The organism is Streptomyces sp. NPDC059875, assembly GCF_042731085.1.
Classification (GTDB): Bacteria; Actinomycetota; Actinomycetes; order Streptomycetales; family Streptomycetaceae; genus Streptomyces.
The window spans coordinates 59135-85813 of sequence record NZ_JBHWJZ010000015.1; the positions used below are offsets into that span (position 1 = coordinate 59135).

Below are 26679 nucleotides of genomic sequence, written 5' to 3' on the forward strand. Positions count from 1 at the left end.
GAAGATTGCGGCTAGACTGAGGAGTGGATTGGTGCGGAAGAGGGGAGTAGGTATGGCGACGGACGTCACGGGCCGGCTGGAGCGGCGCAAGGCACGCACCCGTGCGGCCCTCATCGAAGCTGCCAAGGGCTTCATCGCGGCCGACAACATGAACGTCCCGATCCTGGAGATCACGCAGGCCGCCGATGTGGGGATGGGGACCTTCTACAACCACTTCGAGAGCAAGGAGCAGCTGTATCAGGCGGCCATCGAGGACGCCCTCGAGGTCTACGGGGACTTGCTCGACCTTCTGACCGCAGATCTCTCGGACCCGGCGCAGGTGTTCGCGCAGAGCTTCCGCCTGACGGGGCGTCTGCACCGATGCCGGCCGCAGCTCAGCAAGGTCCTGCTGGCCAACGGGCTAGCGCTGGCCGGGTCGGACAGGGGCGTCGCCCCCCGCGCTCTCCGCGACATCGAGGACGGGGTCCGCGTGGGCCGGTTCAGCGTGCGCGAGCCCGAACTCGCCCTGGTCGTCGTCGCGGGCTCCGCGCTCTGCCTCGGCCAACTCCTGCACGACCACCCCGAGCGGGACGACGCCGACGCCACCGACCAGGTCGCCGACGACCTGCTGCGTATGCTCGGTCTCCCTGCGGACGAAGCGCACGAGATCAGCCGACGTCCCCTGCCCGACCTCGAGGCCGCAGTTACCCGACTGGGCGCCGTCGCCTGAGGCCTCAGCATCACAACGCCGGAGAGCACGTGTGCTGTGCCATTGATCCGGCACGGCCCGGGCCGCATGACCGAAACCGCCCTCTCGGGCCTCGCTGTGGATCCGGGCTTCATCACAGCACTCACGGCCTGATCGAACCCGTCCGCCTCTATGGAAGGCGCACCACATGACACTCCGACGCGCCCTTGGCGTACTCGGCACCACTGCTGCCGTGACAGCGGCCGTGGGAATCGCCGCACGCCACCGTGCCCTCGCCACGATCCCGCCCGAGCTGCGGCACCCCGTGCTGTATCTGCCGCTGAACTTCACCAACGCCGCCGCTCTGGCGGTGGGCCGCCGCCTGGTGTCCATCCCCGGCAGCTCTGTCAGATCCGGCATCGACGTCGAACAGCGGACCGTGGCCCCCACAGCCACCGAGCCCGCCGTCACCGTGCTGACCTACCAGGCGCCCAACCGCCCCACCCCGAGCGGAGCTCTGCTGTGGATCCACGGCGGCGGAACCATCATGGGCTCCGCCCGGCAGGCCCATGCGTGGTGCAGCCGCGTCGCCGAGGAACTCGGCGTGCTCGTCATCACCGTCGAGTACCGGCTGGCACCGGAGAACCCCTACCCGGCCGCGCTCAACGACTGCTACAGCGCCCTGCGCTGGCTGCACGACAACGCCACCGACCTCGGCATCGATCCCGCGCGCATCATCGTCGGCGGCGAGAGCGCCGGCGGTGGGCTGGCCGCCACCGTGGCCCAACGGGCTCACGACACCGGTCTCCCGGTCCGCTTCCAGTTGCTGATCTACCCGATGCTCGACGACCGCACCGTCCTGCGCGCCGAGGCTCACGACCCTGGTGTCTACACCTGGACACCGGCGTCGAACCTCTTCGCCTGGACCGCCTATCTCGGTCGGCCGCCCGCGGAGCGGGACGAACGTCCCTACATCGCAGCGGCACGACGTGGTGACCTCACGGGGCTGCCGCCCGCGTGGATCGGCGTCGGCGACATCGACCTGTTCCACGACGAAGATGTCGAGTACGCCCACCGCCTGCACGATGCCGGCGTCGCGTGCGAACTGCACATCGAACCAGGCATGTACCACGGTGCCGACGAGTTGCTCGACGGCAAGGCATCGTCGATGACAGCCTTTCGGAACACCGCGCTCGATGCCCTCCGCAACGCCATGACCACACCGTAGCCACCAGGATCACCCGCCCGTTTGCGGGCGAGGGGTGCTGTCTGCCTGTCTGCCTGCGATGACCCCGTCGATCCCGTGCTCGGCCAGGGCATCCACGACGGATCCCACGCCGACGGCTGCGAACATCGGCAGCCTGCGCGACTCGGGATTCGTGCCCCGATGACGACTCCCCTGTTCGTGACGTGCGTTCGCTCAATCCAGCGCTGACGCGGATCGTGTTCGACGTCCCCCGGCCGGTTCCAGCGGACGGCCGTCCGCGTGCCCGCGCGGGAGCAGCAGGACCAGGAGCACGCCCACCGCCGTGGGAGCCATCAGGGTGTAGAAGGTCCAACGCACTGGCAAGCCGGTCGCGATGATCCAGCCGAGCAGCAGCGGACCGAGGACACTCCCGAGCCGCGACACCGCAAAGTACGAACCCACAGCCGAGGCACGGACGGCCGGCGGAAACCAGGTGCCGACAAACGCGTTCACGATCGCGGCCGTTCCGGTCCCACCGACGCCGGCGAGGGCCACCGCCGCGTAGACGGCCACGGCGGGTGGTCCGACACTCAGTACGCCCAACGCGATCACGCCAATGCCGAAGCCCACGATCAGGACGCGGCGAGGACCGACGCGATCGGCGAACACCGACATGGTCACACTGCCGACAATCGCGCCCACAGACATCGTCGCGAGGAAACCCAGGGAAGACGCCACACCGTATCCGGCCGACACCATGATCTGCGGCAACCAGGTGTTGAGGCCGTAGATGAATACCTGCCCGACAAGCCCCACGACGCCGAACAGCACGAGATTTCCGAGCAACGGCCGCCGTGCCAGCGCGCGCAGACCCGTCCAACCGCCTGCCTCGGATTCCGGCCGGCGGGCCCCTGCGTCGGACGAGGGAACCGGAAGGTCGCAGCGCCGAGCCACCTCCTGCGCCTCGCGGATCCGTCCCTTGGCCACCAGGAAGTCCACCGACTCGGGCAGCATGATCGCCGCGACCGGGACGAGCAGAAGCGGCACACCCGCGATCGCGTACATCGGCCGGAACCCGAACTCCGGCGTGATGGAGATGCTGAGCAACGCCGACGCGATGGCCCCCACCGCGAAGCCGGCGTTCCCGATCGCGTTGAACAGGTAGCGACGCGACTGCGGGGCGAACTCGACAGCCAGCGCGATGCAGACGGGTATCACGCCGCCGAGACCGATACCACCGAGGAAGCGGAAGAGTCCGAACAGCTCACTCGTCGGCGCGGCGGCGCACGCGAGCATGCAGAGGGAGAACCAGCTGGTACAGAGGATCAGCATGCGCTTGCGACCCAACAGATCCGTCGCGAAACCACACAGCAGCGACCCGAGCAGCAGGCCGACCAGACCAAGACTCGCGATCACGCCGACCTCTGCCGCATCGAGATCCCATTGCCGATACTTCAGCAGCGCGGGGATGGTGGCGCCGAAAACCGAGACGTCGTATCCGTCGAAGAAGATGATCAGGCAGCAGAAACCGGGCACGAAGGCCCTCAATCTCTTGCCACGCAGCGGTTGAAACCGTGTCATTGCATAGTCCTCATCGTCGAGGGATGAATGCGCGGAAGGTGCCATCACGATTTCGGACGCTGTGCCGTCTACCGTCACCCAGCGCGAGCTCGTCAGCTGACCACCGGACCGCTGGTGACAGCAGACACGCCCCGTTGGCATAGGTGCCTCCGGGCGACCGTCCACGCATAAGCCCGGATCCGCGGTGACAGCGTCTTTGGCGCTGCAGCAGGGTGCCACCCCCGCAAGACGTGCGTCCAAGTCGCACATTGCACGCCGGGGATAGGCGCGCCCTATAGAAGCGGCCTCGGGCCCGCCGGCTATGCCCAGTTGGGCCGCGGTGGAATTCGAGTCCAAGTTCCACGCGGAGGCAGTACGGGTCGGAGCGACGCCGACCGCGGCGACTCGACTGACGTACCGCCGCACGGGACCGTCACTGGGCTCACAGCGTTGTGGCTTCATTGACACAGCCCGACATAACGGCAACATTGTAACCGTTAAGGTCTGCGGGGTGCCCCCAGGGCGAGCTGCGCCTGCGGCGGCGGCGCACGACAGCGAGCACAGTCAACGGATACGACCAGCATCCAGCGACGCCGACACCTGGAGGCCGCACCAGGAACTCCCGGGCAGGCAAGTCCAGGGACCGACCACCGAAGGGGGCCACTGCATGACCTCGGAGGCTCAGCCCGTTCCAGGCGGTCCCGCCTGGTGGTCATGCCGGGCACCTGCCCTGACACATCAGCGTGGACGCCCGCAGACGGAGGTCGGCCGGATCGTCGACGCGGCCCTGAAGCTCATCGACGACGCCGGGATCCAGGCGCTGACCCTCCGTACGCTCGCCGAGACCCTCGGATCCGGCACGGCGACGCTCTACCGCCGCTTCAACAGCAAGGACGAAATCCTCACTCTCGTAGCGGAGAGAATCCTGGGCGAAGTTCGCATCACTCCCGAGGAGCTGGAGGGCCTCCCATGGCGGGAAGCCGTAACTGTCGCCGCAGATGCTCTCCACGACACCCTTCGCCGACACCCCCACGCAATACCCCTACTCGCCTCCCAGGTCCCCGTAGGCCCCAGCGGCCTCCGCGCCAGAGAATGGCTCGGCGGATTGTTCCTGAGACACGGATTCTCGGTCCCCCTGACCGCCCGCGCGTTCACCGCCATCGGCCACTACGTGATCGGCTTCGCCATCCAGCAGCACAGCCCCGGAACGCCAAATCACGAGGGTCAACTGCAGCTCCGGGGCTACTACCGCTCACTCGACCCAGCCACGTACCCAGCGACAACAGCGGCCGCCGATGAGCTGACCTCCGTGACGCTGCACGAGGAGTTCCGGTTCGGCCTGAACCTGCTCCTCGACGGTCTGGAGCGGGCCGCACGCGCGCAGCCTCAGGACTCCGCAAAGCCCGGCAGGCACCAAACCTGGCGAGTCCCGCGAGGCCCCGCACAGAATGATCCGGCCGCCTGACAGGCCATGCCTACCGATCAACTACAGCCATGACCTGGTCCGCGCCCTGCGGGGACGCCGGGATGCCGCGCTTACTCGACGCACCCCGCTTGCCCCCTCCCCCATAAACGGTTACGGTGTATCCGAAAGTATTGGCTACGGCGTATCCAATATCTGGGAGGCGGCGTGAACCAGACGTGTCGACGCCGACCGGGAACTGCTCCATCCAGCCGAGGGCCAACCGCCGCCGAGTGCGGACACGTGGTCCAGTTCGAAAACCCCCCCAGTGCAGCGCGGCCACTCGCCGCCCTGCTCGAAAGAATCGATTGAGGTCGATCACCATGACAGAACCCCACGACATCGACGTCCTCGTCGCCGGAGCGGGCCCCACCGGCTCGACCCTGGCGGCCGACCTGTTGCGGCGCGGTCTTCGCGTCCGTGTCGTCAACAAGGCGCCGCAGGCCTTCGAGGGCTCCCGCGCCAAGGGAATCCAGCCCCGCACCCAGGAGGTGCTCGAGGACTTCGGCGTGCTTCACGAGGCGCACGCGGAGGGCGGCCCCTACCCGCTCGCGGGCCTCCACCTCGGGCCCGTCACCGCGCCCTGGCGGATGCAACAGCGGAACAAGCCGACCCCGGACGTGCCGTACCCGAACATCCTCCTGCTGCCACAGCACCGCACCGACGCCATCCTGCACCGTCTGCTCGAACGCCTCGGACTGCGCATCGAGTACGGGGTCGCCCTGGAGGGCTTCGAGCAGGACGCCGACGGCGTCACCGCAACGCTCTCCACCGGCGAGCGGGTACGCAGCAAGTACCTCGTCGGCGCAGACGGCGGCGCGAGCGCCGTCCGCGCGGCCACCGGCCTCGGCTTCGTCGGGGAGACCGACGACTCCGACAAGACCCTGATCATCGACTGCACGATCGACGGGCTGTCCCGCGACCGGTGGCACATGTGGCCCCGGGCGTCCGCAGGAGCGTGCCCGCTGCCGCACTCCGACCAGTTCCAGGTGATGATCCGGCTGAAGCAGGGCGACACGCCGAACCTGGACCACGCCGCTCTGGCCGAACAGTTCCACGCGCTCACGGGCCTCAAGCTCCGCGACATCACGTGGACCTCGGTGTTCAGGCCCAACGTCCGGCTCGTGGAGCACTACCGCCAGGGCCGGGTCTTCCTGGCGGGCGACGCCGCCCACGTGCACACCCCGGCCGGTGCGCAGGGCCTCAACACCGGCGTGCAGGACGCTTACAACCTGGGGTGGAAGCTCGGCCAGGTGATCGCCGGCGCGCCGGACAGCCTCCTCGACAGCTACGAGGCCGAGCGGCTCCCGATCGCCGCAGGCGTCCTCGGCAAGTCCAGCGAACTCTACAAGAGCCTCAGCAAGCACAAGGTCGCCGGCCTGAAGCGCGGAGACGAAGAACGGCAGCTCGGGCTCACCTACCACGGCGGTCCACTCGCCCCCGCTGACGCTCCGGCCACCAAGACCCTGCACGTGGGCGACCGGGCACCGGACGCGCCGTGCACCGCACCCGGCACCAGCCGCCTGTTCGACGTCTTCCAAGGGCCGCACTTCACCCTGCTGGCCTTCGGCCCCAACGCCACCGCGGCCCTGCCCAACCTGACGTGGCCGGCCGAGGGTGCCGAACTGCGCCGCTACGCCGTCCGCAGCGGTGCCGGAATCGACGACGGCTACCTCACCGACGCCACTGGCCGACTGGCCGACATCTACGGCGTGGACGGCGACGCGCTGATCCTGATCCGGCCGGACGGATACATCGCCGGCATCATCAGGACCGACTGGACGGCCTCTTTCGCCACCGCGGCCGAGGCATTCACTCCGAGGTGACTCAGCAGAGCCGCCCCGACTCCCGACAGCGCTGTCGGGCCAGGGGGGGCGCCATCAGGCGTGGGGCAGACGACACGGCCGCCCCACTCGCACTCGACACGGCTGGGCTGGACTGGGCTGGACTGGGCTGGGCATACGGCTACAGGCAGTCGGCCTCAGAACCGGCAGACCGGGTAAGCGCCCCCATTCCTTGTGCGCGCCGGTGAACCATGGGGGCACCCCGCCTGGCGGGCGCCCCCAGGGGCGAATCCGGCCCGCAGCCGGTCGAGCGGCATTGAACGTCGCCCAGTCTGCCGCCCCCCTTCTGCCCAGCGCGACCAGCCGCTTTCGCGTTCGGCGAGGCAGGCGTCGCGATCAAGAACATCCCCCGGTCGGCCAGTGAGTCGCAATGACTCCATCCCGCCCGTTGCACTCACCCAGCGTTATGGATACGGTGTAATCAAAACCTTGCCCTTTGGCAGTACCCCGGGAAGCTGACGAACCGGGGTGGATGCCCCGCAGGCATGGCAATCAGATCCAACGCCAGTTCCGGATTCACGTGCGCCCAGGGCCACGGAGCGCCGCGAATCTCCCGTGCGACTCGAGGGCCGTGCCACCCGCCACTCAGGACGGCCGGGTCACTCTCCCGTACCAGCACACCCAACTCATCCGGCCGCAGCTCTCCGGATAGCCGCCCGGCGTACCGCTGCGCGCCAGACAGCCACCACACAAGAGGAGCATCAGGGATGTCACCACAGCAGGGGGTCGCCGAGGGTCGGGCCCTGGTCGTGACCCGCGACTTCATCGGCAGCCGCGCGGAGACGGAGGAGACCACGTCGAAGCTGTCGGTCGAATCACAGGCCGCGCTGCGCCAGTTCTCGCTGGCGCGCACGACCGGCTATGGCGTCGATTACGCGGATGCCGTCGAACTGCGGGCCCGTGTGATCGAGGGACAGGACTGGCGCTCGGCCGCCACGGAACTCGCGGACGTGTGCTTGCGCCGTGTCCATGGAGCTCCGGGCGCCGCCGGGAGGGCCACCCAGATCGCCTACCTGCGTCGTGCGTCCGCCCTGCTGCGCATGAGTCAGATGATGATGCTGTCCGACAGCACCGAGCGTCGGGCGATCTTCGCGCGGGCCGCCGAACTCTACGCACAAGCCGGCGAACTGAGTGCTGACCGAGAGCGCGTCACGATCGAAACCGATCACGGCCCCTTGGTCGGGTGGCTCACTCCCGCGAGCGGGACCGCGATCGGCTCGGCCATCGTCATCGGGGGTGTCGAGGGCTGGGCCATGGATTTCGACAGCCTCGGCGAGGCGCTCGCGGCGCGCGGCGTCGACGCGCTGCTGCTCGACGGCCCGGGGCAGGGCGAGACGAGGCTGGCGCACGGGCACTACCTGACGGCGCAGTGGCGCAACGCGTACAGGCGAGCCGTCGACTTCCTCGACGAGCGCTCGCCGGGCGCGCCGATCGGGTTCATCGGCAACAGCATGGGGGGCAGCTTCGCCATGGCCGTAGCCGCGCAGGACGTCCGGATCCGGGCGTGCGTCGACAACGGCGGCATCCACGCCCCGTGGCTCGTGCCGCCGACCATGGGCACGTTCTTCTCGAAGATGGTGGCCGCCTGCGGAACCGAGGACGCGGAGCGGGCGGTAGACGTCTGGAAGACCGTCACCCCCCTCGCCGAAGGACCCAACGCCGGCTATCCGCTGCTGGTCGTGCAGGGCGGCGAGGACCCCATGGTCTCGATGGACCTTGCACAGCTCTTGCTGCAGGGCGTCCCCACGGACGACAAGCAGATGGTCGTCTTCTCCGACGGCAACCACTGCGTCTACAACCACAAGCACGACCGCGACACGCTCATCGCCGACTGGACGCGGGCACGCCTGTGCGGCACCCCGAGCCACGAGATCACGAACTGACACGAGGGAACGCACCCATGCAGATCATCGACGCACAGATCCACCTCTGGGCCGGCGAGAACGCGCCCCCGCACCATTGGCGCGCGCCGTACACCATCGAAGCCGCCCTGCGCGACATGGACGAGGCCGGCGTGGACCGCGCCGTCAACTGTCCGGCCATCTGGGACGCGGGCGCGAACGACTACGCGGTGGAGGCGGCGAAGGGCCACCCCGAGCGGTTCGCGACCCTTGGCTGGTTCCCCCTCGACGAGGCCGCGGACGAGTCCCTCGTCGACGCGTGGCTGGACAAACCCGGCATGCTGGGGCTGCGCTTCATGCTGGCGGCCCCGGAGATGGCCGAACGCCTCGCCTCGGGCGGGCTCGACTGGCTGTGGGCTGCCGCCGACCGCCGCGGGATCGCCATGGCGCTCATGGTGATGCCTCCCTACCTGCCTGCCGTCGGTGACATCGCCGCGCGGTACCCGCAGATGCGTCTGATGATCGACCATCTCGCGGTCAACCCGTTCGAGAAGATGCCCGAGGCAGCCACACACCTCGACACCCTCCTCGCCCTCGCGCGCCACCCCAACATCGGAGTGAAGGCGACGGGCGTACCGGGCATGGCGACGGACCCGTACCCCTTCGCCAGCACGCATGGTGTGCTGCGCCAGGTCTTCGACGCGTTCGGCGCCGAGCGGATGTTCTGGGGTACGGACATCACGCGTCTCCCTTGCACATGGCGCGAGTCGGTGACGATGTTCACCGAGGAGCTGCCCTGGCTGCGGGGCCGCGACCTGGAGCTGGTCATGGGCCGCGCCGTGGCCGACTGGATCGGCTGGCGCTGACCAGCGGTCCGGTCGAGAAAGTCCTCACCTCGCCTTGGTCCCGGAGGGAAAGATGCCCCTCCGGGACCGCCCCATGCTTTCTTCAGGTTTCTTCAGTCCTGTGACACGTTGAGCCGGGCCTGCTCCAGCCCGTCGAGGAGCAGGTCCAGGCCGAACCGGAACTCCTCCTGCAGCGGTACGGAGGTCAATTCCTCGGCCGCAGCCCTCGTGGCCGGGTAGACGGCCCGGTCAAGAGAGTCGTAGTAGTCCCGCAGATGCGTCTGGTCCTCGGGTCGCGGTGCCCCGGGGCCGTGCTGCTGGATGGCGAAGCCGATCACGTAGTGGCCGATGGCCGTGAAAGCACGGGCTGCCAGGCCGACCGGGAACCCGTGGCTCAGGAACAGCGTGATGAGCCGTTCCCTGGCGCGGAGGCCGTTGGGGCCGACGGGAACCTGCGCGGCCAGCAAGGACAGCACGTTGGGGTGCCGGCACAGGGTGCCGTAGAAAGCCTCCGCCGCGACGGTCACCGCTTCCCGCCAGGACAGGCCGTCCAGTTCCTCCGGCGGGACACGGACCTCACCGAGGACTCTGTCCGCGACAAGAGCCAGGAGTTCGTCCTTGCCGTTGAAGTGGCGGTAGAGCGTTGCCGTACCCGAGTCCATGGCATCGGCGAGCATGCGCAGGGTCAACGCCTGGATCCCGACGTCGTCGATCAGCTTCAGGGCCGTGTCGACGATCCGCCCGGCGTCCATCGGAGGACGCCCGCGCCGGTAGGCAGGGGCGGGCGTCCGGCTCGCCCACCAGGCAGGGCTTCCCGGAACGAGCTGGACCTCCGAAGCCATGAAGCGGTCATCCTCTCGGCCGGACTTTACTGCGGACACGTACGCGCGAAACAGGAGTTTCGGCCTTATCGTATCCGTTTTCGAAGGGGTGCGGGGGCGCCCGCACACGTGGGCATCCACCACCGACGCCGGACATCGCAGCTATTATGGTTACCACGTATCCGAAAGAGCTTCAGAGAGGCATGCCAATGGCGCACGACACAGACTCGCCAGGGAGCAGATTCGGCCCGCGCGTGTGGCTCGCCCCCTCGATAGTCGTCACCATCGTCATGGCGGTGCTGGCCGCGATGTACCTGGGAGGGATGGTCAGCTCGTCCGATGACATCGACGACTTCCCGATCGCGATCGTCAACGCCGACGCCGGGGTGACCAACCCTGCGGGTCAGCACGTCAACGTCGGCGGACAGATCGTCGACAGCCTGCACAAGAACGTCGACGGTGATGTGTTCGACCTGCGCACGCTCAGCCTCGCCGAAGCGAAGGCCGAAATGGGCCAGGCGAGGATCTACGGTGCGATCGTCCTGCCCAGCGACCTCAGCAGGAAGCTGGCCGCGCTCTCCACGGAGGCGATGTCCGACGGCGCCGTGGCACGGCCCGAGATCACTGTCTACACCAACCAGCTCGCAAGCGCGTCCATCGTCACCTCGTTCTCCGACCAGGCGCTCGCACGAGCCAACCAGACGGTGGGCGAGCAGCTCATCACCGACGCGACGTCACCTCAGGCCACCGACACATCTCGGGATCGAAGCCTGTCGGGGGCTGCTCACCTCATTCTCTCCGATCCCATGAACATCCAGGTCACGCCCTTCCAAAGTGTTCCGGACGGCACGGGCAACGGCATGTCGGCGATGTACTACGCCCTCCTCCTCGTGTTGGCCGGCTTCACCGGTTCCCTGATCGCCAGCAACTTCGTCGACGCCCGCCTCGGCTTCATCCCGACAGAGATGGGGCCGATTTACCGGCTGGAGGACAATTCGGGACACAGCCGTCTGGCCACCCTCACGATGAAGTGGGCCCTGATGGCCGGTCTCGCGGTGGTCGTCAGCACGGTCTATCTGGGGGTGGCCGCTTGGTCCGGGATGCCCCTGGAGCACCCCTGGACGCTGTGGATGCTCAGCGTGCTGGCGATCACCGCCGTCGCAGTCGTCGTGCAGTCGATCCTCGCCCTGCTGGGCGGCCTGGGCATGGTGGTCAACCTCTTCCTCTTCATCGTGCTGTCGGTTCCCAGCTCGGGGGGCACGACGCCGCTCGAGGCAACTCCTTCCTTCCTCCGGTTCCTCGCCTCATTCGAACCAATGCACCAGATCTACCTCGGCACCCGCTCGGTTCTGTACTTCGGAGCCACGTGGGACTCGGGCCTCGGCCGCGCCGTGATCGCCTCCGTCGCGGCGCTTGGTCTCGGCATCATCGTCGGCTGCATCGGCACCCGCTCCTACGATCGCAAGGGCCTGCTGCGGCGCCACACGCCTGCCACCGTGCAGGCGTGACCGCCGGCCCCCTGGCGGGCGCCGTCACGGACTTCCGCCAGAGGGGCTGATCGCGCGGTCCGTCAGTGGCCCGCTTGCGCTCGGTGTTCCGCCAGGACGTCCAGGCCGAAGTCGGAGACCGGATCGCGCCATACCGAGTGGGCATGGTTGGCGTGCCGCTGGGTGTTGTCGTACTCGACGAGGACGCTGGGGCCGTGCAGCCGGTAGTAGTGCGGTTCACCGACGTCCAGGCTGCCGGCCCAGCCGAAGTGGACCTCGTCGAGGATGCTGTCCGAGGCGTAGTGGGCGTCGTAACTCCTGGCAAGGTCCTCCGGCGCCCGGCCGGTGTAGAGGGAGAGCAGCCGTCGTAGTCCATGGCGTTGCTCTTCGTCCAGGTCGCGTGCGCTGACGCCTCCGGGGGGTACCGTGATCGCCAGGCGCGCGTGGTCCTCCTCGGTGTACCCGCTGCCCTCCTCGGCCCGGTGGTCGATGTCGTCGACGAGACGTGCCAGAGCCGGGTCGGCGAAGCTGCCCCGCCAGAGGTCCTGCATATGCATCATGGTGTCGCCGTGGCGGACTCTCGGCCTGTTGCCGGAGACGATGTCGGACACGGCTGCCGGGTGGAGCAGCGCCTGCCGGAGTTGTGGTGCGCTCAGCGTCCGCGCCAGTTCCCGTGCCTGGTCCTCGATCCCGCCCAATGCGATCAAGGATCCACCCAGCAGCACGGTCTTCGCGGGGTCGGCACCGATGAAGCACGGTGTCGTCGAGACGAGTCTGCCCGCCACGATCAGGTTGTTCAGGGAGATGTGGTGACCCCCGAACCTCCACGCCCAGACCGGGTCACCCGGTCTGCCGAAAATCCTCAGCCAGTACAGCCCTGGGTCGCGACCGCGCTCCCGCCCCCAGTCGATCCGCCACCCCTCTACCTGGTCCAGGATGTTCTCCAGGCCCATCACCGTGGCGACCATGGCGTATCCGGCCTCGGACAACCCGGTCGCCACCAACTGCATGGCCAGACTTTGCTGGTGGGCGCTCTGTTCCCGGATGGCCAACCCGCCGTGATGCGTCGGCGTGTAGTACCACCGCAGTCTTTCCACCTCGGCTTCGGGGTCGAGCGGCGAGTCGTACTGCGCGAAGAACAACTGTTCCTGGCTCAGGGTGCCCAACCAGGCGCCGGCAGCCCTTGCCATGGCCGCCGCCGCCCTCTCGCGTCCAGATGTAGAGGCAAGGGGCGTCAGTCCGTTACGACCATCGTTCGTCACGGGTGCGTTCCGCCGTCTTCGGACACGTCCAGCATGACCTTGATGGCGTTGCCCCGGCGTTCGGCGTACGTGTCGAAGGCTTCGCCAACGTCCTGCAGAGGGAAGTGGTGTGTGATCAGCGCTGCCGTACGCAGTCGTCCGCGGGCCGCGAGAGAGACCGCGCGGGCCAGCGAGCCGGCGCCCTCACCGCGGACTGTCTCGATCGAGATCCCGTTCATCACGGCGTGATTGAGGTCGGCGCGCACCGGCTCCTCGAAGAAGCCTACGAGCACGACCTTGCCGGCTCGCTTGGCCATGCGGAGGGCGTCGTCCACCGCGCTGGGAGCACCCGAGCATTCCAGGACGATGTCGGCACCCACACCCTGCGTCGCTTCGCGCACCGCGGCAACGGCGTCATTCTGCCGGGAGTTGAGCACCAGGTCGGCACCGAATGACTTGCCGATCTCCAGGCGGGCGTCACGTGTACCGATCAGGGCTACCGTCCGAGCCCCGAGCTCGCGGGCGACCTGGGTGGCGAGCAGTCCGATGGGGCCCGGACCGATCACGGCAACGCTCGCGCCTACCAGCAAGGAGTCGAGTATGTCGAAGGCATGCATGACCGTGCCCACGGTGGTGAGGACGACGGCGGCATCGAAGTCGACGGCGTCCGGAAGTCGGTGAAGGGTGGAGACATGGTTGACCGCGTACTCCGCGAATCCCCCGTTCACGGTCATCCCCTGCACGCGGTGGCCCTTGTGCCGGCGACCGTAGTTGAGGCAGTCGGTGTAGCCGCCGGCCAAGCAGTTGGCGCAGCGCATGCAGCCGCGGTGCGCTTCGGTGACGACTCGATCGCCGCCGCGGAACTCGTCGACGGTGTCCCCGATGGCCACGACGACTCCCGCGTACTCGTGCCCGGGGACGAACACGTCGGGGGCCGGTCCGCCGTGAGGGAAGAAGTGCCGACTGCGGATCTTGAGGTCCGTGCCGCACAGCGACGCTCTGCGGACGTGCACCAGCACGTCTTCCGGACCCACGGGGGGCAGGGGAAGCGTTGTCGTTCTGATGACGCCGGGCTCGCCCAGCACTGCCGCCTGCATGGTTTCCGGCAAGGACATGTCGCGTCTCCAACTGCGGGTCACAACGCCACGCATCAGTTCGGGTGAACGGGACGTTCACGCCCCGTAACTATCCTTGCCACACTCATGCCGCTCCGCCCTACGAGTTACGCATAGGGGTTACCTATAGGACGAGGGATGGATTCCTATTGGCAACCGGCTTGCCTGATGTGCCACAGTCGTCGCCGATTGGCGAATCACCGTATTACCGGTGGATCGAGGCGCCCCCTGAGGAGCGGACCCGTGGACCTAGGAATTACCGGTAAGACTGCACTCGTACTGGGCGGAGGCGGAGGCATCGGAGGCGCAATCGCACACGCACTCGCCGAAGAGTGTGCAAATATTGCAGTTGCCGATATCGACCTGCAGGCCGCACAAAAGATCGCAGAGTCCGTGAGGAGCGCCGGCGGAAACGCCTTGGCGGTGAAATGGGATCTCAGCGATCTGGCCGCGATCGACACCAATGTCGCACTCGTGGAGAATTCCCTCGGTCCGGTCGACATTCTCGTCAACAACACGGGCGGCCCCCCGCCCTCGCCCGTGCTCGGCCAGGACCACGAGGTCTGGTTGAGGTACTTCCAGTCCATGGTGCTGTCTGTGATGGCGATCACCGACAGGGTGGCACCGTCGATGAGGAGTCGCGGCTGGGGCCGGATCATCACCAGCGCCAGCTCCGGTGTGGTTTCTCCCATTCCCGACCTGGGGCTCTCGAATACGCTTCGGTCCAGCCTCCTCGGGTGGTCGAAAACCCTGGCGCGTGAAGTCGCAGCCGACGGGATTACCTGCAACGTCATTGTTCCGGGCCGGATTCGCACGGAGCGAGTGCAGTTTCTGGACCGGTCGAAAGCCGAGCGAGAGGGAAAGACTGCCGAGCAGGCCACTGCGGAGAGCGTCGCGTCCATCCCTGTGGGGCGCTACGGCGAGCCGCGTGAGTACGCGTCCACGGTCGCCTTTCTCGCGAGCGTACAGGCCGCCTATATCACCGGCAGTGTCGTCCGCGTCGACGGCGGCCTCATTGCCGGCATCTGAGTCCGAAAAGCTGACGAAAGAAGGCGGCGGCATGGAACTGCTCACGCGCACGACCCAGGGTGTTTTCGCTATCGCGCCGACTCCGTTCGACGATGAAGGGGCCATTGATTTCGACTCGCTCAGCCGGCTCACGGACTTCTACGCATCTGCTGGGGTCACCGGCCTGACACTGCTCGGCCAGATGGGCGAGGCCCCCAAGCTGTCCCACGAAGAGGGCGTGCGCATCGTCAGGCACGTTCTGAAGCGGACCGAACTGCCCATCGTCGTCGGGGTGTCGGCACCCGGCTTTGCGGCCATGCGCGCGCTGTCCTCGGAGGTCATGTCGGCCGGCGCGTCCGGCGTCATGATCGCTCCGCCCAACACGCTGCGGACCGACGACCGGATCGTGGCCTACTACGAGGGAGCCGCCGCGGCCCTCGGCGAGGACGTGCCCTTCGTGATCCAGGACTACCCGCTGTCGTTCTCCGTGGAGATGTCCCCGTCCGTCATCGCCCGGATCGCGAGCACCCTGGCGGGGTGCGTGATGCTCAAGCACGAGGACTGGCCGGGCCTGGAGAAGATCAGCAGCCTGCGGCAGATGGAGGCCGCCGGTGAGATGCCACGTCTGTCGATCCTGTGCGGAAACGGCGGCCTGTTCCTCGACTTCGAGACGGAGCGTGGCGCGGACGGCGCCATGACGGGATACTGCGTTCCCGAGCTGCTCGTGGACGTGGTCCGCCACACGGCAGCCGGCCGCCGCGACGCCGCCCATGACGCCTTCGACGCCCACTTGCCTCTGCTGCGTTACGAGCAGCAACAGGGGATCGGCTTGGCCGTGCGCAAGTACGTGATGAAGCGGCGGGGCTTGCTGATCTCCGATGCGCAGCGCCGGCCCGGGGCCGGCCTGTCCGCCACGGCCCGCGCCGAAGTCGACTACCTGCTGACACGACTGGCACGCAAGGACAGTAGGGTCGCTCTCGCGGCCTGAGGAATCCGGACTGGCCCGCCCGTCCGGGCGGAGCTGAGGGCGGACCAACGTCCTGATGAGGTAGGAGTGGCCTGATCGCATGCAATTGCGTCAGCTGGAGTACTTCATTGCCATCTGCGAGGCCGGTTCCTTCAGTGGAGCCGCGGTCCGGCTGTACGTCGCGCAGCCCTCGCTCTCTCAGCAGATCCGCGCTCTTGAGAAGGAACTTGGGGCAGAACTGCTCGAACGCGGTCGCCATGGCGTCACGTTGACCCCCGCCGGACGGATCTTTCTGCCTCAGGCCCAACGCGCCGTCCAGGCCGTTCAAGACGCCCAGGACTCCGTTCGCCAGGTGGTCGAGGGCCGCAAGGGCGACGTCCACGTGCTGACTGTGAGATCCGTGGCATCCGGCATCCTGCCGTCGTCCGCCGCACGTTGGCACTCCTTGTTCCCCTCAACAGTCCTGCGCCTGCACGACTTTTCGCACCGCCGCGCCTTGGAGGACGCCGTACGGAGCGGCCAGGGTGACATCGCCGTCGGGCCACGCCCCACCTCGTGGGAGGGGCCCGTTGTATCACTCGGCTATGAGGAGATGGTGGTGATCGGTCCAGCCGGGCCCCACGGGGCGGAGGAGGTCGCCGAGCCTGCCGAGTTGACCGATGCCGACTGGGTGCTTTACGAGCCGGAGCAGGGCATGAGCCAGGTCGTGGACTGGATGGCAGCGCATCTCGGTTTCACGCCGCGCGCCGTTGCGCGTACGGGACAGGTGTCGGCGGCTCTCCTGTTCGCGGTCGAGGGCCTCGGGATGACCGTGGCGCCGGAGAACGCGGTGCCCCTGGGTTGGGCCAGGCACGCACGGAGAATCGGCCCGGGGTTCTACCGGGAGCTCGTGTCGTACAGCAGAAAGCATCCCTCGCAGCTGGCGGAGCGCTATCGGGACTTGCTCACCTCTCTCGAGCTGCCGCTGATTGCAGAGGGCGACCTGCCTGAGGGTGCCGTCCGCTGCTGATGCAGTGGTGCCGTCGAGACGACCAGGAGCTTCAGTTGCCAGGCGATGCGGTACCCATCGCCAGTACGAGATCGATGAAGGCCCGGGCGGCAGCGGAGGGGCGGCGTTGCTCAGAGGTGATGAGCGCGACCTCGAAACTCGGCGTCGGCAGCACCGGGCGGAGGGCAAGGGTGTCGGCACGCGGGCCGGACACCAATGAGGCGCTCAGGAAGGCGCAGCCGAACCCGGCCCTGACCAGGTCGACGGCCGCGGGAATGTCGGTCACCTCGACGACGATCTCCCGGTGCAGCCCGTTCTGCAGGAACAGCCGGTCTACGCAGGCCCGTGTGCCCCAGCCGGACGGGAAGTCCACGAACCGCTCGCCGTCGAGTGCGGCGAGCGGCACGATCTCGTGCTGGGTGACTGGGTGGTCGTGCGTGCAGGCCAGCACGAGGGGCTCGGACGCCAGCGGACGAACCGTCAGACCGGGCGGGTAATCGCCGGGGAGCGCGGAGAAGGCCAGGTCCAGCCCGCCCTCGACGACTCGCGCGGCCAGCTCGGCGGAGCCTCCCGCAGCGGTGCTCGGGACGATCTGCACGTGCGGGCGTTCCCGGTGGAAGCGGGCCATGACCGCGGCCAGATCGATGAGCATGGGCGACTGCATGATGCCGAGGCGGACGGTGCCGCGCAGTCCGCCGTGCGCTGCCGTGACGGCGTCCCGAGCGGCGGCCACCGCGGCAAGGGCATTGCGGGCTTCGGGCAGCAGGGCACGGCCGGCGTCGGTGAGCTCGACCCGGTGGGTCGTGCGGTCGAAGAGCGGTCCGCCCAACTCCCGCTCCAGAGAACGGACCGATACGGACAGGGTCGACTGCGTCAAGTGCAGGCGCGCCGCGGCGCGCGTGAAGCTGCCTTCCTCGGCGACAGCGATGAAGTGCCGCAGGTGCCGCAGCTCCACTTCATGCTCCACATCAATGATCACTATCGATATTCTTCGTTGGACATCATAACCGCAGCTACGGAAGCCTGCAGTCATGTCTTCCGTCCGCTCTGCTGAGCACGTCAGGGGCCTCGGATTCGACGGCCGGCCGCGTGCGGGTCGTACACGTCACCAGCGCCGACACGCCTTCGGATTCCGGGTGGTCACGCTCGCCTTCCTGGTGAACATGGGCTTCTCGGCCGTTCCCACTCCCCTTTACGTGCTGTACCAGCAGCACTACCACTTCTCCACGATCATGATCACGGTCGTCTACGCCGCGTACGCCGTCGGCGTGATCGGCGGGTTGTTCTTCGGCGGCCACGTCTCCGACTGGATAGGGCGCAAGAAGGTCCTCCTGGCCGCGCTCCTGGTCGACGCGATCAGCGGGTTGATCTTTCTGAGCGAGCCGGGCCTAGCTGGCCTTCTGTTCGCCCGGGTCGTGTGCGGCGTCTCCATCGGTCTGACCACCGCGACGGCAACCGCCTACCTCGGTGAGCTGTACCTCGGGACACGCACCGGCGAGACAGGATCCCCGCACCGCGCCCAGATCGTCGCCACGGCCGCCAATCTGGGCGGCATAGGCGTCGGGCCGCTGGTCGCGGGGCTGCTCGCCGAATACGCCCCGCACCCGCTGCGGCTGCCCTACGTCGTCTTCGTCGTCGCCCTGCTGGCCCTGGCACTCCTGGTCGCACTCTCGCCCGAGACCGTGAAGGTTCCGGTGCCGGGGCCGCGGTACAGACCCCAGCGCATCGCCGTGCCCCGGCACGCGCGACGGCTGTTCTTCGCCGCCACCGCCACGGGCTTCGCCGCCTTCTCCGTGTACGGCGTCTTCAACTCCCTGGTGCCGACGTTCCTGGCCGGGACGCTGCACGAGCACTCGCACGCCCTTGCCGGCGGTGTCGCATTCGTGGCGTTCGCCGCGGGCGCCATCGCCCAGATCGCGGCGGGCCAGGAGGATCTGCGCCGAACCCTCCGCCTGGGACCGCAGCTGCTCATCCCCGGGCTGGCGACGCTCACGGCTGGGATGTGGATCCCGAACCTGGCGACCTTCGTGATCGGCGGCCTGCTTACCGGCGCAGGCGCCGGACTCTCCTTCCGAAGCGCGCTGACCGCGGCCGGGTCTACCGCCCCACCGGAGTCGCGCGCCGAGGTTCTTGCCGGCTACTTCCTCGGCACGTATGTCGGCTTGTCGCTGCCCGTCGTGGGGCTGGGGGTCGCGACTCAGTGCATGTCGGCGCGCTCAGTGATGCTGATCTTCATGGTCATCGTCGCCGTCGCCATGCTGTTCAGCACACGTCGGGTGCTCGCCGAATTCGCCCCTCGATACACCCCACAGCGAAACCGTTCAACGTTGCGGTGAACAACGTTTGACGGTTCGTGAGGCCCCCCGACGGCCGTCAAGAAACCCTCAGCTTCACCGTGGGCAGGACGTCAACTCCGTTCTCAAAGATCAGCCACGTCACTCCCGCTTCTATCGGAAGAAACAGATATGGCAACGCTCCTCTATCGGCTGGGTATCTTCGGGGCCGAACGGTGGCGAACGATGTTGGTCGGATGGCTACTCGCCCTGAGTGCCGTGGCCGGCTTGGGCATCTCGTTCGCAGGCACGTTCCAGGACAGCGACTCCATCCCCGGCTCACCGGCCGAAGCCGCGCTGACCAAGATGGACCGGCATTGGCCGGAACCTGCCGGCACGTCCGGGCAGATCGTCTTCCAGGCGCCTCCCGGCCACAGGGTGACCGAGCCTGGGTTCCAGGCGTCCCTTGCTTCGACCCTCGACGCGACCAGCCATGTGGACGGAGTCATCGGGGTCAGTAGTCCGGCCGGCGGCGAGGTCTCCGAGGACGAGCGCACCGCGGTCGCCCACATCCTGTTCGACACCAAGCTGGACGGCGAGGCGGCCGACACGACGCTGCGGGCCGTCGAGGAAGCGGGGGCCGGGGCGCGAGGAGTGGGGCTCAAGACCGTCTACGGCAGTGACGCCTACGCTCCGCACACCTCGCCCTTCGGTCCCACCGAGATGATCGGCCTCGGGGTGGCCCTGGCTGCCCTGGTGATCACGTTCGGTTCGATGCTCGCCGCCGGTCTCCCTCTGCTCACCGCCATTCTGGGCGTCGGGGGCACCATGGTCGCCATGATGGGTCTGGCCTCGGTGTTCGGGGTATCCGACAACGCCCCGACCCTGGCGATCATGCTGGGACTGGCGGTCGGCATCGACTACGCCCTGTTCATCGTCTCCCGCCACCGTGCCCAGCTCGCGGACGGCACTCCCGTCCGGGAGTCCATAGCCAGGGCCACCGCGACCGCCGGCAGCGCCGTCGTCTTCGCCGGTGCCACCGTCGTCATCGCTCTGGCGGGCCTGTCCGTCGCGGGTGTCCCGATGCTGACCTCCATGGGACTCGCTTCCGCAGGAGCCGTTGCGGTCGCCGTGATCATGGCGCTCACGTTGCTGCCTGCCCTGATGGGCGCGGCCGGGCACCGGCTCATCCCCAAGCCAGGTGCACGTGCCGCCCGCCAGGCCGGCCACAGCAACACGGTCACCCTGGGCGTGCGCTGGACTCAGGGCGTACTGCGCCATCCCCTGCGCAACCTGATCGTGGGCACTGTCGCCCTCATCGCCCTGGCGATTCCCGCATTGCAGCTCAAGCTCGCCCTCACCGACGAGGGCTCCAATGCCACCACCACGTCCAGCCGCCAGGCCTACGACATGATCAGCGACGCCTTCGGGCCAGGCGCGAACGGTCCCCTGGTCATCCTCATCGAGGATGACGATCCGGGCGCGATCCGGTCCACGGCCACGGTCGTCGAGGACAAGCTGAACGACATCAAGGGCATCGCGAACGTAAGTGGCGTCGATGTGGCTGACGGCAAGAAGGCGGCCCGCATCCAGGTCGTCCCCACCACTGGACCGCGCTCCCAGGAGACCAGCGACCTGGTCGCGCAGCTGCGCACGGAGATGCAGAGCATTACCCGCTCGACCGACACCTACGTGGCGGTGACCGGGTTGACCGCCGTCAGTATCGACGTGTCGTCCAAACTCAGCGGCGCGCTGGTGCCCTTCGCGATCGTCGTCGTCGGACTGTCTCTGCTGCTCCTGATGGTCGCGTTCCGGTCCGTCGCCGTCCCCATCAAGGCGACCGTGGGATTCCTGCTGTCCATCGGCGCGGCCTTCGGCGCCACCGTCGCGGTCTTCCAGTGGGGCTGGCTGTCCGGCCTGCTGGGGGTACCCAGCCAGGGGCCCGTCGCCAGCTTCGTGCCCATCATCGTGATGGCCGTGCTCTTCGGCCTCGCCATGGACTACGAGGTCTTCCTCGTGTCCGCGATGCGCGAGGACTATGTCCACCGCCGCAACGCCCGGGCGGCCATCATCGCCGGCGCGCACAACGCGGCCCGCGTGGTGACGTCGGCCGCGGTCATCATGATCTCGGTGTTCGTCAGCTTCCTGTTCTCTCACGACATCGACATCATGCCGATCGCGTTCGCGCTGGCCTTCGGCGTACTGGTCGACGCCTTCCTGGTCCGCATGACCCTTGTCCCGGCGGTGCTGGCCCTTCTCGGCGACCGGGCCTGGTGGCTGCCTCGCCGACTCGATCGGGTCTTGCCCCACCTCGACGTCGAAGGCGAGAACTTCCACGCCCCCGGCACCGTCGACACCACCGGCAAGGAGACCCACCCCAACGAGCCCGTACCACGATGAACGGATGCGCCGATACCAGGACTTGCGTCGCTCGATCCTGTCCTCGGATGCGACAGAAGTTGGACAACTCCCTTCCCCCGCGCGAGGAGTGCACGTGAACGCCGTCGAGACGCCGAGCCCCGCAGACCACGTGCTCGTCATCGACGACGACCCGGGTATCCGGCGCCTGCTGATCTCCGCACTCGGGTTCGCCGGATTCGAGGTGGATGTGGCGGGCGACCTGACCGAAGCACTCGAACAGGTCGCCCGCCGGGCCCCGGACGTCATCGTGCTGGACGTCATGCTTCCCGGCGCCGATGGCTTCGAGATCCTCCAACTGCTCCGGTCCCGTGCCGTCGACGTGCCGGTCCTCTTTCTCACCGCCCGCGATGCCGTCGAGGACCGGGTACGCGGTCTGCGCCTGGGCGGCGACGACTACGTCACCAAACCCTTCAGCGTCGTCGAGGTCGGCGCACGACTGCAGGCCCTGCTCCGCAGAGCCCGCGGCGGCACCCCGGCAGCCGAGGACACCCTGTTGCGCTGCGTCGACCTCGAGATCGACGACCCACGCCATGAGGTCCGCCGCGCGGGCCGACTCATCGAACTGTCTCCCACCGAGTACCGGCTGCTGCACTACCTGATGAGCCACCAGGGCCAGGTCCTCTCCCGCGCCCAGATCCTCGAAGCCGTCTGGCAATACGACTTCGGCAGGGACTCCGTCGTCGTCGAGCGCTTCATCTCCAACCTGCGCCGAAAGATCGACCACGGACGTGAGCCGCTGCTCCACACCCTCCGCGGCGTCGGCTACACCCTTCGAGAGCAGGCCCATCAGTGATGCCCAGCGGCCGTCTGCCCTGGTCCTTCTCCAGCGTCCGCACGCGCCTGCTGGCCGGACTCGCCCTCCTCCTCACAGCCGGCCTGATCGCCTCTGCGGCCAGCAGCACCCTCCTCCTGGAGGACTTCCTGCTCGAGCGGGACGAGAACACGCTCCGAGCCAGTGCCGAACGGATCACAGACGTCATCGCTCAAGGCCCGCAGTCCGCCAACGCCGACCAACTCGGCGCGGTCCTCGGCCCACCGCTCGGCATCGTCGCCGTCGATGCCGACAACCGTGTGCTCGCCGCAACAGGTGCGGCCTCCTCGGCCGCCACGACACTCGTCGCGCTGACCGGCACCGTGGCACCCGGTGAAGTCGTCACCTACGACAGAGCGGACGGCCCGAACAATTTCAAAGCCATCCGCATCCTCAGCCCTGGCCTGACACTTGAACGAGGCCCGAGCGAGCGCACCGTCCAGCCGGCCGCCCTCGTCCTGGCCACTGACACGTCCGTGGACGACGCCACCACGGACACCCTCGTCGAGCGTCAACTCGCCCTCGTCGGAGCCGCGCTGGCACTCCTTCTGGGGCTTGCCACGATCGTCCTTCGCCTGGGCATGCGCCCCCTGGCCCAGATGGCCCACGCCGCCGAAGCCATCGCCGGCGGCTCGCGATCCGAGCGCCTGCCCACTCGCGGCGACAACAGCGAGACCGACCTGCTGGCGGAAGCCGTCAACCGCGCCTTCGACGCCCAGGCCCGCGCGGAAGCGACCGTCAGGTCGATGGCCGCCGACACCTCCCACGAACTACGCACGCCGCTGTCGACGATCTCGGGCTGGCTCGATCTGCACCGCCAGGGCGGCGTCTCGGGGCCGGGCCTGGAGAAGGCGCTCGACCACATCGAGAACGAAGTGGGACGCATGCGCCTCCTCGTCGAGGACCTCGCGCTGCTCGCCCGCCTGGACGCCGGACGCCCCATGGACCAGGACGACGTCGACCTCACCGCACTGGCGGCCAGCGTTGTCGAGGACGCGCAGATCATCTATCCCGACCGCAGCATCGATCTCGTACCGGCGCCGCCGACGCCCGTCCGCGGCGACGCAGCCCGACTGCAGCAGGCCGTACGCAACCTCGTCGGCAACGCCGTCCAGCACACCCCCGCACAGACGTCTGTCGTTGTCGACATCACCCACATCCGTGGCGCTGTCCAGCTCAAGGTCAACGACAACGGACCAGGCATCTCACCCCAGGACCTACCACGCGTCTTGGAACGCTTCTGGCGCGCCGAGGCCAGCCGCAGCCGCGCCTACGGCGGTTCCGGCCTCGGTCTCGCCATCGTCGAGGCCATCGTTCACGCCCATCACGGGCAGGTGGGCGTGGACTCCGAAGTCGGCGTGGGCACTACCGTCACCATCCGGCTACCTCACGCTGCCAAGGAGACGCCGTGCCGCGCCGCTGACGCGTGGTGGTTTCCGCGATTTGGAAATCAAGGACTCGGTGCCTTTTCAGTGCGACTGCGGACGTCGATCAGAACGCTCCGGATCGCGACGCCGACGGTCCCAGCCGGGCACACGCCGGCGTGGTTCATGCCCGCGCGCACCCCCGCCAAATACCTTCCCCTGGTTTGTGCGCATCACCGTGCGAAGGGCGCCGCGAGGAGGCGGCGCCCACCGAGATCCCGCCGTGGCTGACAGTAGGCTCCGACCGGACCGGCCAGTTGCCGCACCGCCGTGGCCGCGGCGCCGTCAGCCGAGTTTCCGCCCAGACCGACCGCACTGCGCAGCAGCAAGGACCCGCGCGGCCTCGCGGAGCTCGTCCACGCTCAGCACCGGGCCGTGGCGGTGATCGTCAGCCGACCTGCGGATTTCCCGTCACCCGGTCCCGGCGTTCGGCGCCCAGGCGGGCGTGGTAGTCGATGAGGTCGGGAGCGTCCACGGCGGCCGGGTTGACGACATGCTCGACCGGGGCGCCCTGGATCAGGCGTTTGACCGGGACCTCCAGCTTCTTGCCGGTGCGGGTGTGCAGGATGGCCGGCACTTCGAGGATCTCGTCGGGGACGTGGCGCGGGGAGGCGCCGGTGCGGATGGAGTCACGGATCTTCTCGTCGAGGGCGTCGTCCAGGGTCGCTCCGGCCGCGAGGACCACGAACAGGGGCACCCGAACGCGCCCACAGGCGATAGGTCTTGCCCCGGGCGGTCCATCACAGCCAGCCTCTACGCCGGAGGGTTCTGCGCAGGAGGGTGATCACCGTGGCCGTGACGGCGAGGACGAGGGGTAGCCGAAGGTCCAGCGGAGTTCGGGCATGTGGTCGAAGTTCATGCCGTAGTTGATAGACACGGCCCGCTTCGCGGCCGTGCTCGGGTGGGAAGACCTCGGTCTCGACGTCCTCGACGTCGATCTCCATGGCCTGGATGACGTCGAGGACACTGGAGCCCCTACAGCCCCTGACACGACACCCGCCTGCCCCCCACCACCAGCGTCACGGAACGTCAGCACCGCGAGGCGAGCGGGCGGGATCAGCCGACGGTTCGACAGCCGGCCCCCCACCCTTACAGGGTGCCCTCAGCCGTACGACTGAGGGGCCCGTCCCGAGGCCAACCCAACGTGCATGACGACCCGTCAGAAACGGCGCCGCTCGTGCGTCAAACGTGCGTCACGTGCGTCGAATATGCGTCAAGATTTCGCACCTAACGCACGTAACGCCCATAACGCACACCCAGAGAAACAGCAGGTCAGCGGCCCTTTTCAGCGGGCTCAAGGATCGCAACGCACTCCACGTGGTGCGTCATCGGGAACAGGTCGAACGCCCGCAGCGTCCGCACCCGGTAGCCGCCCTCCTTGAAGTACGCGAGGTCGCGGGCCAGGGCCGCCGGGTCGCAGGCGACGTAGGCGATGCGGCGGGCGCCCAGGCCGGCGAGGTGCTTGACCGTCTGCTTGCCCGCGCCGGCGCGGGGCGGGTCGAGGACGATCAGGTCGACCTCGGTGATCCGGGTGCGCGGGAGGACCGACTCGACCTTGCCCTGCTCGATGCGGACGCGGTCGTAGGCCTCGAGGTTGTGGCGGGCGTCCTCGACCGCGCGCTTGCCCGACTCGATGCCGAGGACCGCGCCCTGGTCGCCCACGCGGTCGGCGATCGCGCCCGCGAAGAGGCCGACGCCGCAGTAGAGGTCGAGGGCGGTGTCGCCCTTGCGGGGCATCAGGCCCTGCATCACGGCGAGGACCAGCGTCTGCGCGGCCTTCGGGTGGACCTGCCAGAAGCCGCCGTTGCCGACGCGGTACGTGCGGTCGTCGGCGCGCTCGCGGACGAACGGGCGGCCGTGGACGCGGTGGACACCGCCGTCCTTCTCGTCGACGCGGAGGACCGAGACCGGCTTGTCCAGTTCGACCAGGGGCAGCCGCGCGCCGGGGCGCGGGGTCAGGACCACCTGGCGGTCGCCCGAGCCCGAGGCGGCGATCGCCTCGATCGACGCCATGCCCTCCCAGGTCCGCTTCTCGATGCCGAGCTCGGACACGCCCTCAGCCGCGATCATGCAGTGGTCGATCACCTCGACCTCGTGCGAGCGGTGGCGGCGCAGGCCCGCGTGGCCCTCGGCGTCGACCGCGTACTGGACGCGGGTGCGCCACTGCGGGACCTCGCCCGCCGGGAGCTTGTCGCCCTCGGCCGGCATCACGGTGCCGTCCCAGCCGGCCTCCTCGGGGGTGAGCCCGGCCAGGCGCTGGAGCTGCTCGGCGATGACCTCGCCCTTGAGGCGGCGCTGGGCGCCCGGCTTGGCGTGCTGCCAGTCGCAGCCGCCGCACTTGCCCGGGCCCGCGAAGGGGCAGGGGGCCTCCACCCGGTCCTTGGAGGCATCCAGGATCGTGATGGCGTCGGCGCGCAGGTAGCGGGACGTCTCCTCGCCCTCCGTCACCCGGGCGATCACGCGCTCGCCCGGCAGCGCGTGCCGGACGAAGAGGACCCGGCCGCCCTCCGTACGCGCGATGCAGTGGCCGCCATGGGCCACCGGGCCGACCTCGACCTCGTACTCTTCCCCGACCAACGAAGGAACAGGAGCGTTCTGCATGACGGGGTGACTCCAGAGAAAGAGAGAGGTGGGCGGCTGGCCTCGGAACCGGGTCGACTGTGGCGCAGGTACCTGATGCTCAACCCGTACTACCTCCTGTTGATCTCAGCCCAGAGG

General features: G+C 68.3%; 20 protein-coding genes and 2 pseudogenes. 14 read left to right on the top strand and 8 right to left on the bottom strand.

All coding sequences use genetic code 11. The features are described 5' to 3' along the window. Window positions 1–52: 52 nt before the first annotated feature. Both ACFV9D_RS19820 and ACFV9D_RS19825 read left to right on the top strand, forming a co-directional pair. The gene (locus ACFV9D_RS19820; RefSeq protein WP_385147460.1) at window positions 53–709 is read left to right on the top strand and encodes a TetR/AcrR family transcriptional regulator; all 657 of its coding nucleotides are present in this window, start codon (window positions 53–55) and stop codon (window positions 707–709) included. Window positions 710–875: 166 nt separating this feature from the next. Continuing rightward, window positions 876–1895, top strand: coding sequence for an alpha/beta hydrolase (locus ACFV9D_RS19825; protein ID WP_385147463.1), 1020 nt, complete (start codon window positions 876–878; stop codon window positions 1893–1895). 192 nt (window positions 1896–2087) lie between these two features. Here ACFV9D_RS19825 and ACFV9D_RS19830 read toward each other — a convergent pair whose 3' ends face one another. Next, window positions 2088–3479: an MFS transporter gene (locus ACFV9D_RS19830; protein WP_385147729.1), complete on the bottom strand. Its 1392-nt coding sequence runs from the start codon at window positions 3477–3479 to the stop codon at window positions 2088–2090. 601 nt (window positions 3480–4080) lie between these two features. Between ACFV9D_RS19830 and ACFV9D_RS19835 the strand changes: the two genes are divergently transcribed. The 4 genes from ACFV9D_RS19835 (at window position 4081) to ACFV9D_RS19850 (ending at window position 9426) form a co-directional block, all read left to right on the top strand. Then, a complete protein-coding gene (locus tag ACFV9D_RS19835) occupies window positions 4081–4878 on the top strand; it encodes a TetR/AcrR family transcriptional regulator (protein ID WP_385147466.1) in 798 nt (265 codons plus the stop codon). Window positions 4879–5198: 320 nt separating this feature from the next. Beyond that, complete coding sequence (locus ACFV9D_RS19840) at window positions 5199–6701, top strand: FAD-dependent monooxygenase (protein WP_385147468.1); 1503 nt, start codon at window positions 5199–5201, stop codon at window positions 6699–6701. A gap of 725 nt (window positions 6702–7426) precedes the next feature. Continuing rightward, complete coding sequence (locus ACFV9D_RS19845) at window positions 7427–8602, top strand: alpha/beta hydrolase (RefSeq protein ID WP_385147471.1); 1176 nt, start codon at window positions 7427–7429, stop codon at window positions 8600–8602. Between the two features lie 17 nt (window positions 8603–8619). Then, window positions 8620–9426 carry an amidohydrolase family protein gene (locus tag ACFV9D_RS19850; RefSeq protein WP_385147474.1) on the top strand — a complete coding sequence of 269 codons (807 nt, stop codon included), beginning with the start codon at window positions 8620–8622 and terminating at the stop codon, window positions 9424–9426. A 92-nt stretch (window positions 9427–9518) separates the two neighbouring features. On the opposite strand, the gene ACFV9D_RS19855 is transcribed toward ACFV9D_RS19850, so the two are convergent. Further along, on the bottom strand, window positions 9519–10247 hold the full coding sequence (locus tag ACFV9D_RS19855) for a TetR/AcrR family transcriptional regulator (RefSeq protein WP_385147477.1): 729 nt from the start codon (window positions 10245–10247) through the stop codon (window positions 9519–9521). A 188-nt stretch (window positions 10248–10435) separates the two neighbouring features. Between ACFV9D_RS19855 and ACFV9D_RS19860 the strand changes: the two genes are divergently transcribed. Then, the gene (locus ACFV9D_RS19860) at window positions 10436–11734 is read left to right on the top strand and encodes a YhgE/Pip domain-containing protein (RefSeq protein WP_385147479.1); all 1299 of its coding nucleotides are present in this window, start codon (window positions 10436–10438) and stop codon (window positions 11732–11734) included. 62 nt (window positions 11735–11796) lie between these two features. Here the strand turns inward: ACFV9D_RS19860 and ACFV9D_RS19865 are convergent, their stop codons facing one another. Beyond that, window positions 11797–12903 (bottom strand): DUF3500 domain-containing protein, encoded by a 1107-nt coding sequence (locus ACFV9D_RS19865; RefSeq protein WP_385147483.1) that lies wholly within the window; start codon window positions 12901–12903, stop codon window positions 11797–11799. A gap of 68 nt (window positions 12904–12971) precedes the next feature. Continuing rightward, complete coding sequence (locus ACFV9D_RS19870) at window positions 12972–13988, bottom strand: zinc-binding dehydrogenase (protein WP_385147486.1); 1017 nt, start codon at window positions 13986–13988, stop codon at window positions 12972–12974. Between the two features lie 324 nt (window positions 13989–14312). Here ACFV9D_RS19870 and ACFV9D_RS19875 point away from each other — a divergent pair, with 324 nt between their 5' ends. The 3 genes from ACFV9D_RS19875 (at window position 14313) to ACFV9D_RS19885 (ending at window position 17053) form a co-directional block, all read left to right on the top strand. Beyond that, window positions 14313–15098 carry an SDR family oxidoreductase gene (locus ACFV9D_RS19875; RefSeq protein WP_385147489.1) on the top strand — a complete coding sequence of 262 codons (786 nt, stop codon included), beginning with the start codon at window positions 14313–14315 and terminating at the stop codon, window positions 15096–15098. A 31-nt stretch (window positions 15099–15129) separates the two neighbouring features. Then, window positions 15130–16065 carry a dihydrodipicolinate synthase family protein gene (locus ACFV9D_RS19880; RefSeq protein ID WP_385147492.1) on the top strand — a complete coding sequence of 312 codons (936 nt, stop codon included), beginning with the start codon at window positions 15130–15132 and terminating at the stop codon, window positions 16063–16065. Window positions 16066–16144: 79 nt separating this feature from the next. Further along, on the top strand, window positions 16145–17053 hold the full coding sequence (locus ACFV9D_RS19885; protein WP_385147495.1) for a LysR family transcriptional regulator: 909 nt from the start codon (window positions 16145–16147) through the stop codon (window positions 17051–17053). A 31-nt stretch (window positions 17054–17084) separates the two neighbouring features. Here ACFV9D_RS19885 and ACFV9D_RS19890 read toward each other — a convergent pair whose 3' ends face one another. Continuing rightward, complete coding sequence (locus tag ACFV9D_RS19890) at window positions 17085–18065, bottom strand: LysR family transcriptional regulator (RefSeq protein ID WP_385147498.1); 981 nt, start codon at window positions 18063–18065, stop codon at window positions 17085–17087. Between ACFV9D_RS19890 and ACFV9D_RS19895 the strand changes: the two genes are divergently transcribed. From ACFV9D_RS19895 to ACFV9D_RS19910, 4 genes are all read left to right on the top strand, one after another. Next, the gene (locus ACFV9D_RS19895; protein ID WP_385147501.1) at window positions 18064–19368 is read left to right on the top strand and encodes an MFS transporter; all 1305 of its coding nucleotides are present in this window, start codon (window positions 18064–18066) and stop codon (window positions 19366–19368) included. The genes ACFV9D_RS19890 and ACFV9D_RS19895 overlap by 2 nt on opposite strands. A gap of 216 nt (window positions 19369–19584) precedes the next feature. Further along, complete coding sequence (locus ACFV9D_RS19900; RefSeq protein ID WP_385147731.1) at window positions 19585–21705, top strand: MMPL family transporter; 2121 nt, start codon at window positions 19585–19587, stop codon at window positions 21703–21705. Between the two features lie 94 nt (window positions 21706–21799). Continuing rightward, window positions 21800–22519 carry a response regulator transcription factor gene (locus ACFV9D_RS19905; protein ID WP_385147504.1) on the top strand — a complete coding sequence of 240 codons (720 nt, stop codon included), beginning with the start codon at window positions 21800–21802 and terminating at the stop codon, window positions 22517–22519. Further along, complete coding sequence (locus ACFV9D_RS19910) at window positions 22519–24192, top strand: ATP-binding protein (protein WP_385147507.1); 1674 nt, start codon at window positions 22519–22521, stop codon at window positions 24190–24192. Before ACFV9D_RS19905 ends, ACFV9D_RS19910 begins: the two co-directional genes overlap by 1 nt. A 157-nt stretch (window positions 24193–24349) precedes the next feature. On the opposite strand, the pseudogene ACFV9D_RS19915 reads toward ACFV9D_RS19910, so the two are convergent. The 3 genes and pseudogenes from ACFV9D_RS19915 to ACFV9D_RS19925 all read right to left on the bottom strand — a co-directional run. Further along, a pseudogene (locus tag ACFV9D_RS19915) lies at window positions 24350–24658 on the bottom strand (acetoacetate--CoA ligase); the annotation flags it as partial. Between the two features lie 43 nt (window positions 24659–24701). Next, window positions 24702–24826 (bottom strand): annotated as a pseudogene (locus ACFV9D_RS19920) (CorA family divalent cation transporter); the annotation flags it as partial. A 407-nt stretch (window positions 24827–25233) separates the two neighbouring features. After that, window positions 25234–26562 (bottom strand): class I SAM-dependent RNA methyltransferase, encoded by a 1329-nt coding sequence (locus ACFV9D_RS19925; RefSeq protein WP_385147510.1) that lies wholly within the window; start codon window positions 26560–26562, stop codon window positions 25234–25236. Window positions 26563–26679 lie beyond the last annotated feature (117 nt).

Excerpts from the sequence above, each read along its gene's own strand:
- ACFV9D_RS19845 (WP_385147471.1), top strand. The coding sequence starts at position 7,427 with ATGTCACCACAGCAGGGGGTCGCCGAGGGTCGGGCCCTGGTCGTGACC.
- ACFV9D_RS19895 (WP_385147501.1), top strand. The coding sequence starts at position 18,064 with ATGTCTTCCGTCCGCTCTGCTGAGCACGTCAGGGGCCTCGGATTCGAC.
- ACFV9D_RS19830 (WP_385147729.1), bottom strand. The coding sequence starts at position 3,479 with ATGGCACCTTCCGCGCATTCATCCCTCGACGATGAGGACTATGCAATG.
- ACFV9D_RS19860 (WP_385147479.1), top strand. The coding sequence starts at position 10,436 with ATGGCGCACGACACAGACTCGCCAGGGAGCAGATTCGGCCCGCGCGTG.
- ACFV9D_RS19925 (WP_385147510.1), bottom strand. The coding sequence starts at position 26,562 with ATGCAGAACGCTCCTGTTCCTTCGTTGGTCGGGGAAGAGTACGAGGTC.
- ACFV9D_RS19910 (WP_385147507.1), top strand. The coding sequence starts at position 22,519 with ATGCCCAGCGGCCGTCTGCCCTGGTCCTTCTCCAGCGTCCGCACGCGC.
- ACFV9D_RS19885 (WP_385147495.1), top strand. The coding sequence starts at position 16,145 with ATGCAATTGCGTCAGCTGGAGTACTTCATTGCCATCTGCGAGGCCGGT.
- ACFV9D_RS19840 (WP_385147468.1), top strand. The coding sequence starts at position 5,199 with ATGACAGAACCCCACGACATCGACGTCCTCGTCGCCGGAGCGGGCCCC.
- ACFV9D_RS19890 (WP_385147498.1), bottom strand. The coding sequence starts at position 18,065 with ATGACTGCAGGCTTCCGTAGCTGCGGTTATGATGTCCAACGAAGAATA.
- ACFV9D_RS19865 (WP_385147483.1), bottom strand. The coding sequence starts at position 12,903 with ATGGCAAGGGCTGCCGGCGCCTGGTTGGGCACCCTGAGCCAGGAACAG.
- ACFV9D_RS19825 (WP_385147463.1), top strand. The coding sequence starts at position 876 with ATGACACTCCGACGCGCCCTTGGCGTACTCGGCACCACTGCTGCCGTG.
- ACFV9D_RS19835 (WP_385147466.1), top strand. The coding sequence starts at position 4,081 with ATGACCTCGGAGGCTCAGCCCGTTCCAGGCGGTCCCGCCTGGTGGTCA.
- ACFV9D_RS19880 (WP_385147492.1), top strand. The coding sequence starts at position 15,130 with ATGGAACTGCTCACGCGCACGACCCAGGGTGTTTTCGCTATCGCGCCG.
- ACFV9D_RS19820 (WP_385147460.1), top strand. The coding sequence starts at position 53 with ATGGCGACGGACGTCACGGGCCGGCTGGAGCGGCGCAAGGCACGCACC.
- ACFV9D_RS19855 (WP_385147477.1), bottom strand. The coding sequence starts at position 10,247 with ATGGCTTCGGAGGTCCAGCTCGTTCCGGGAAGCCCTGCCTGGTGGGCG.
- ACFV9D_RS19850 (WP_385147474.1), top strand. The coding sequence starts at position 8,620 with ATGCAGATCATCGACGCACAGATCCACCTCTGGGCCGGCGAGAACGCG.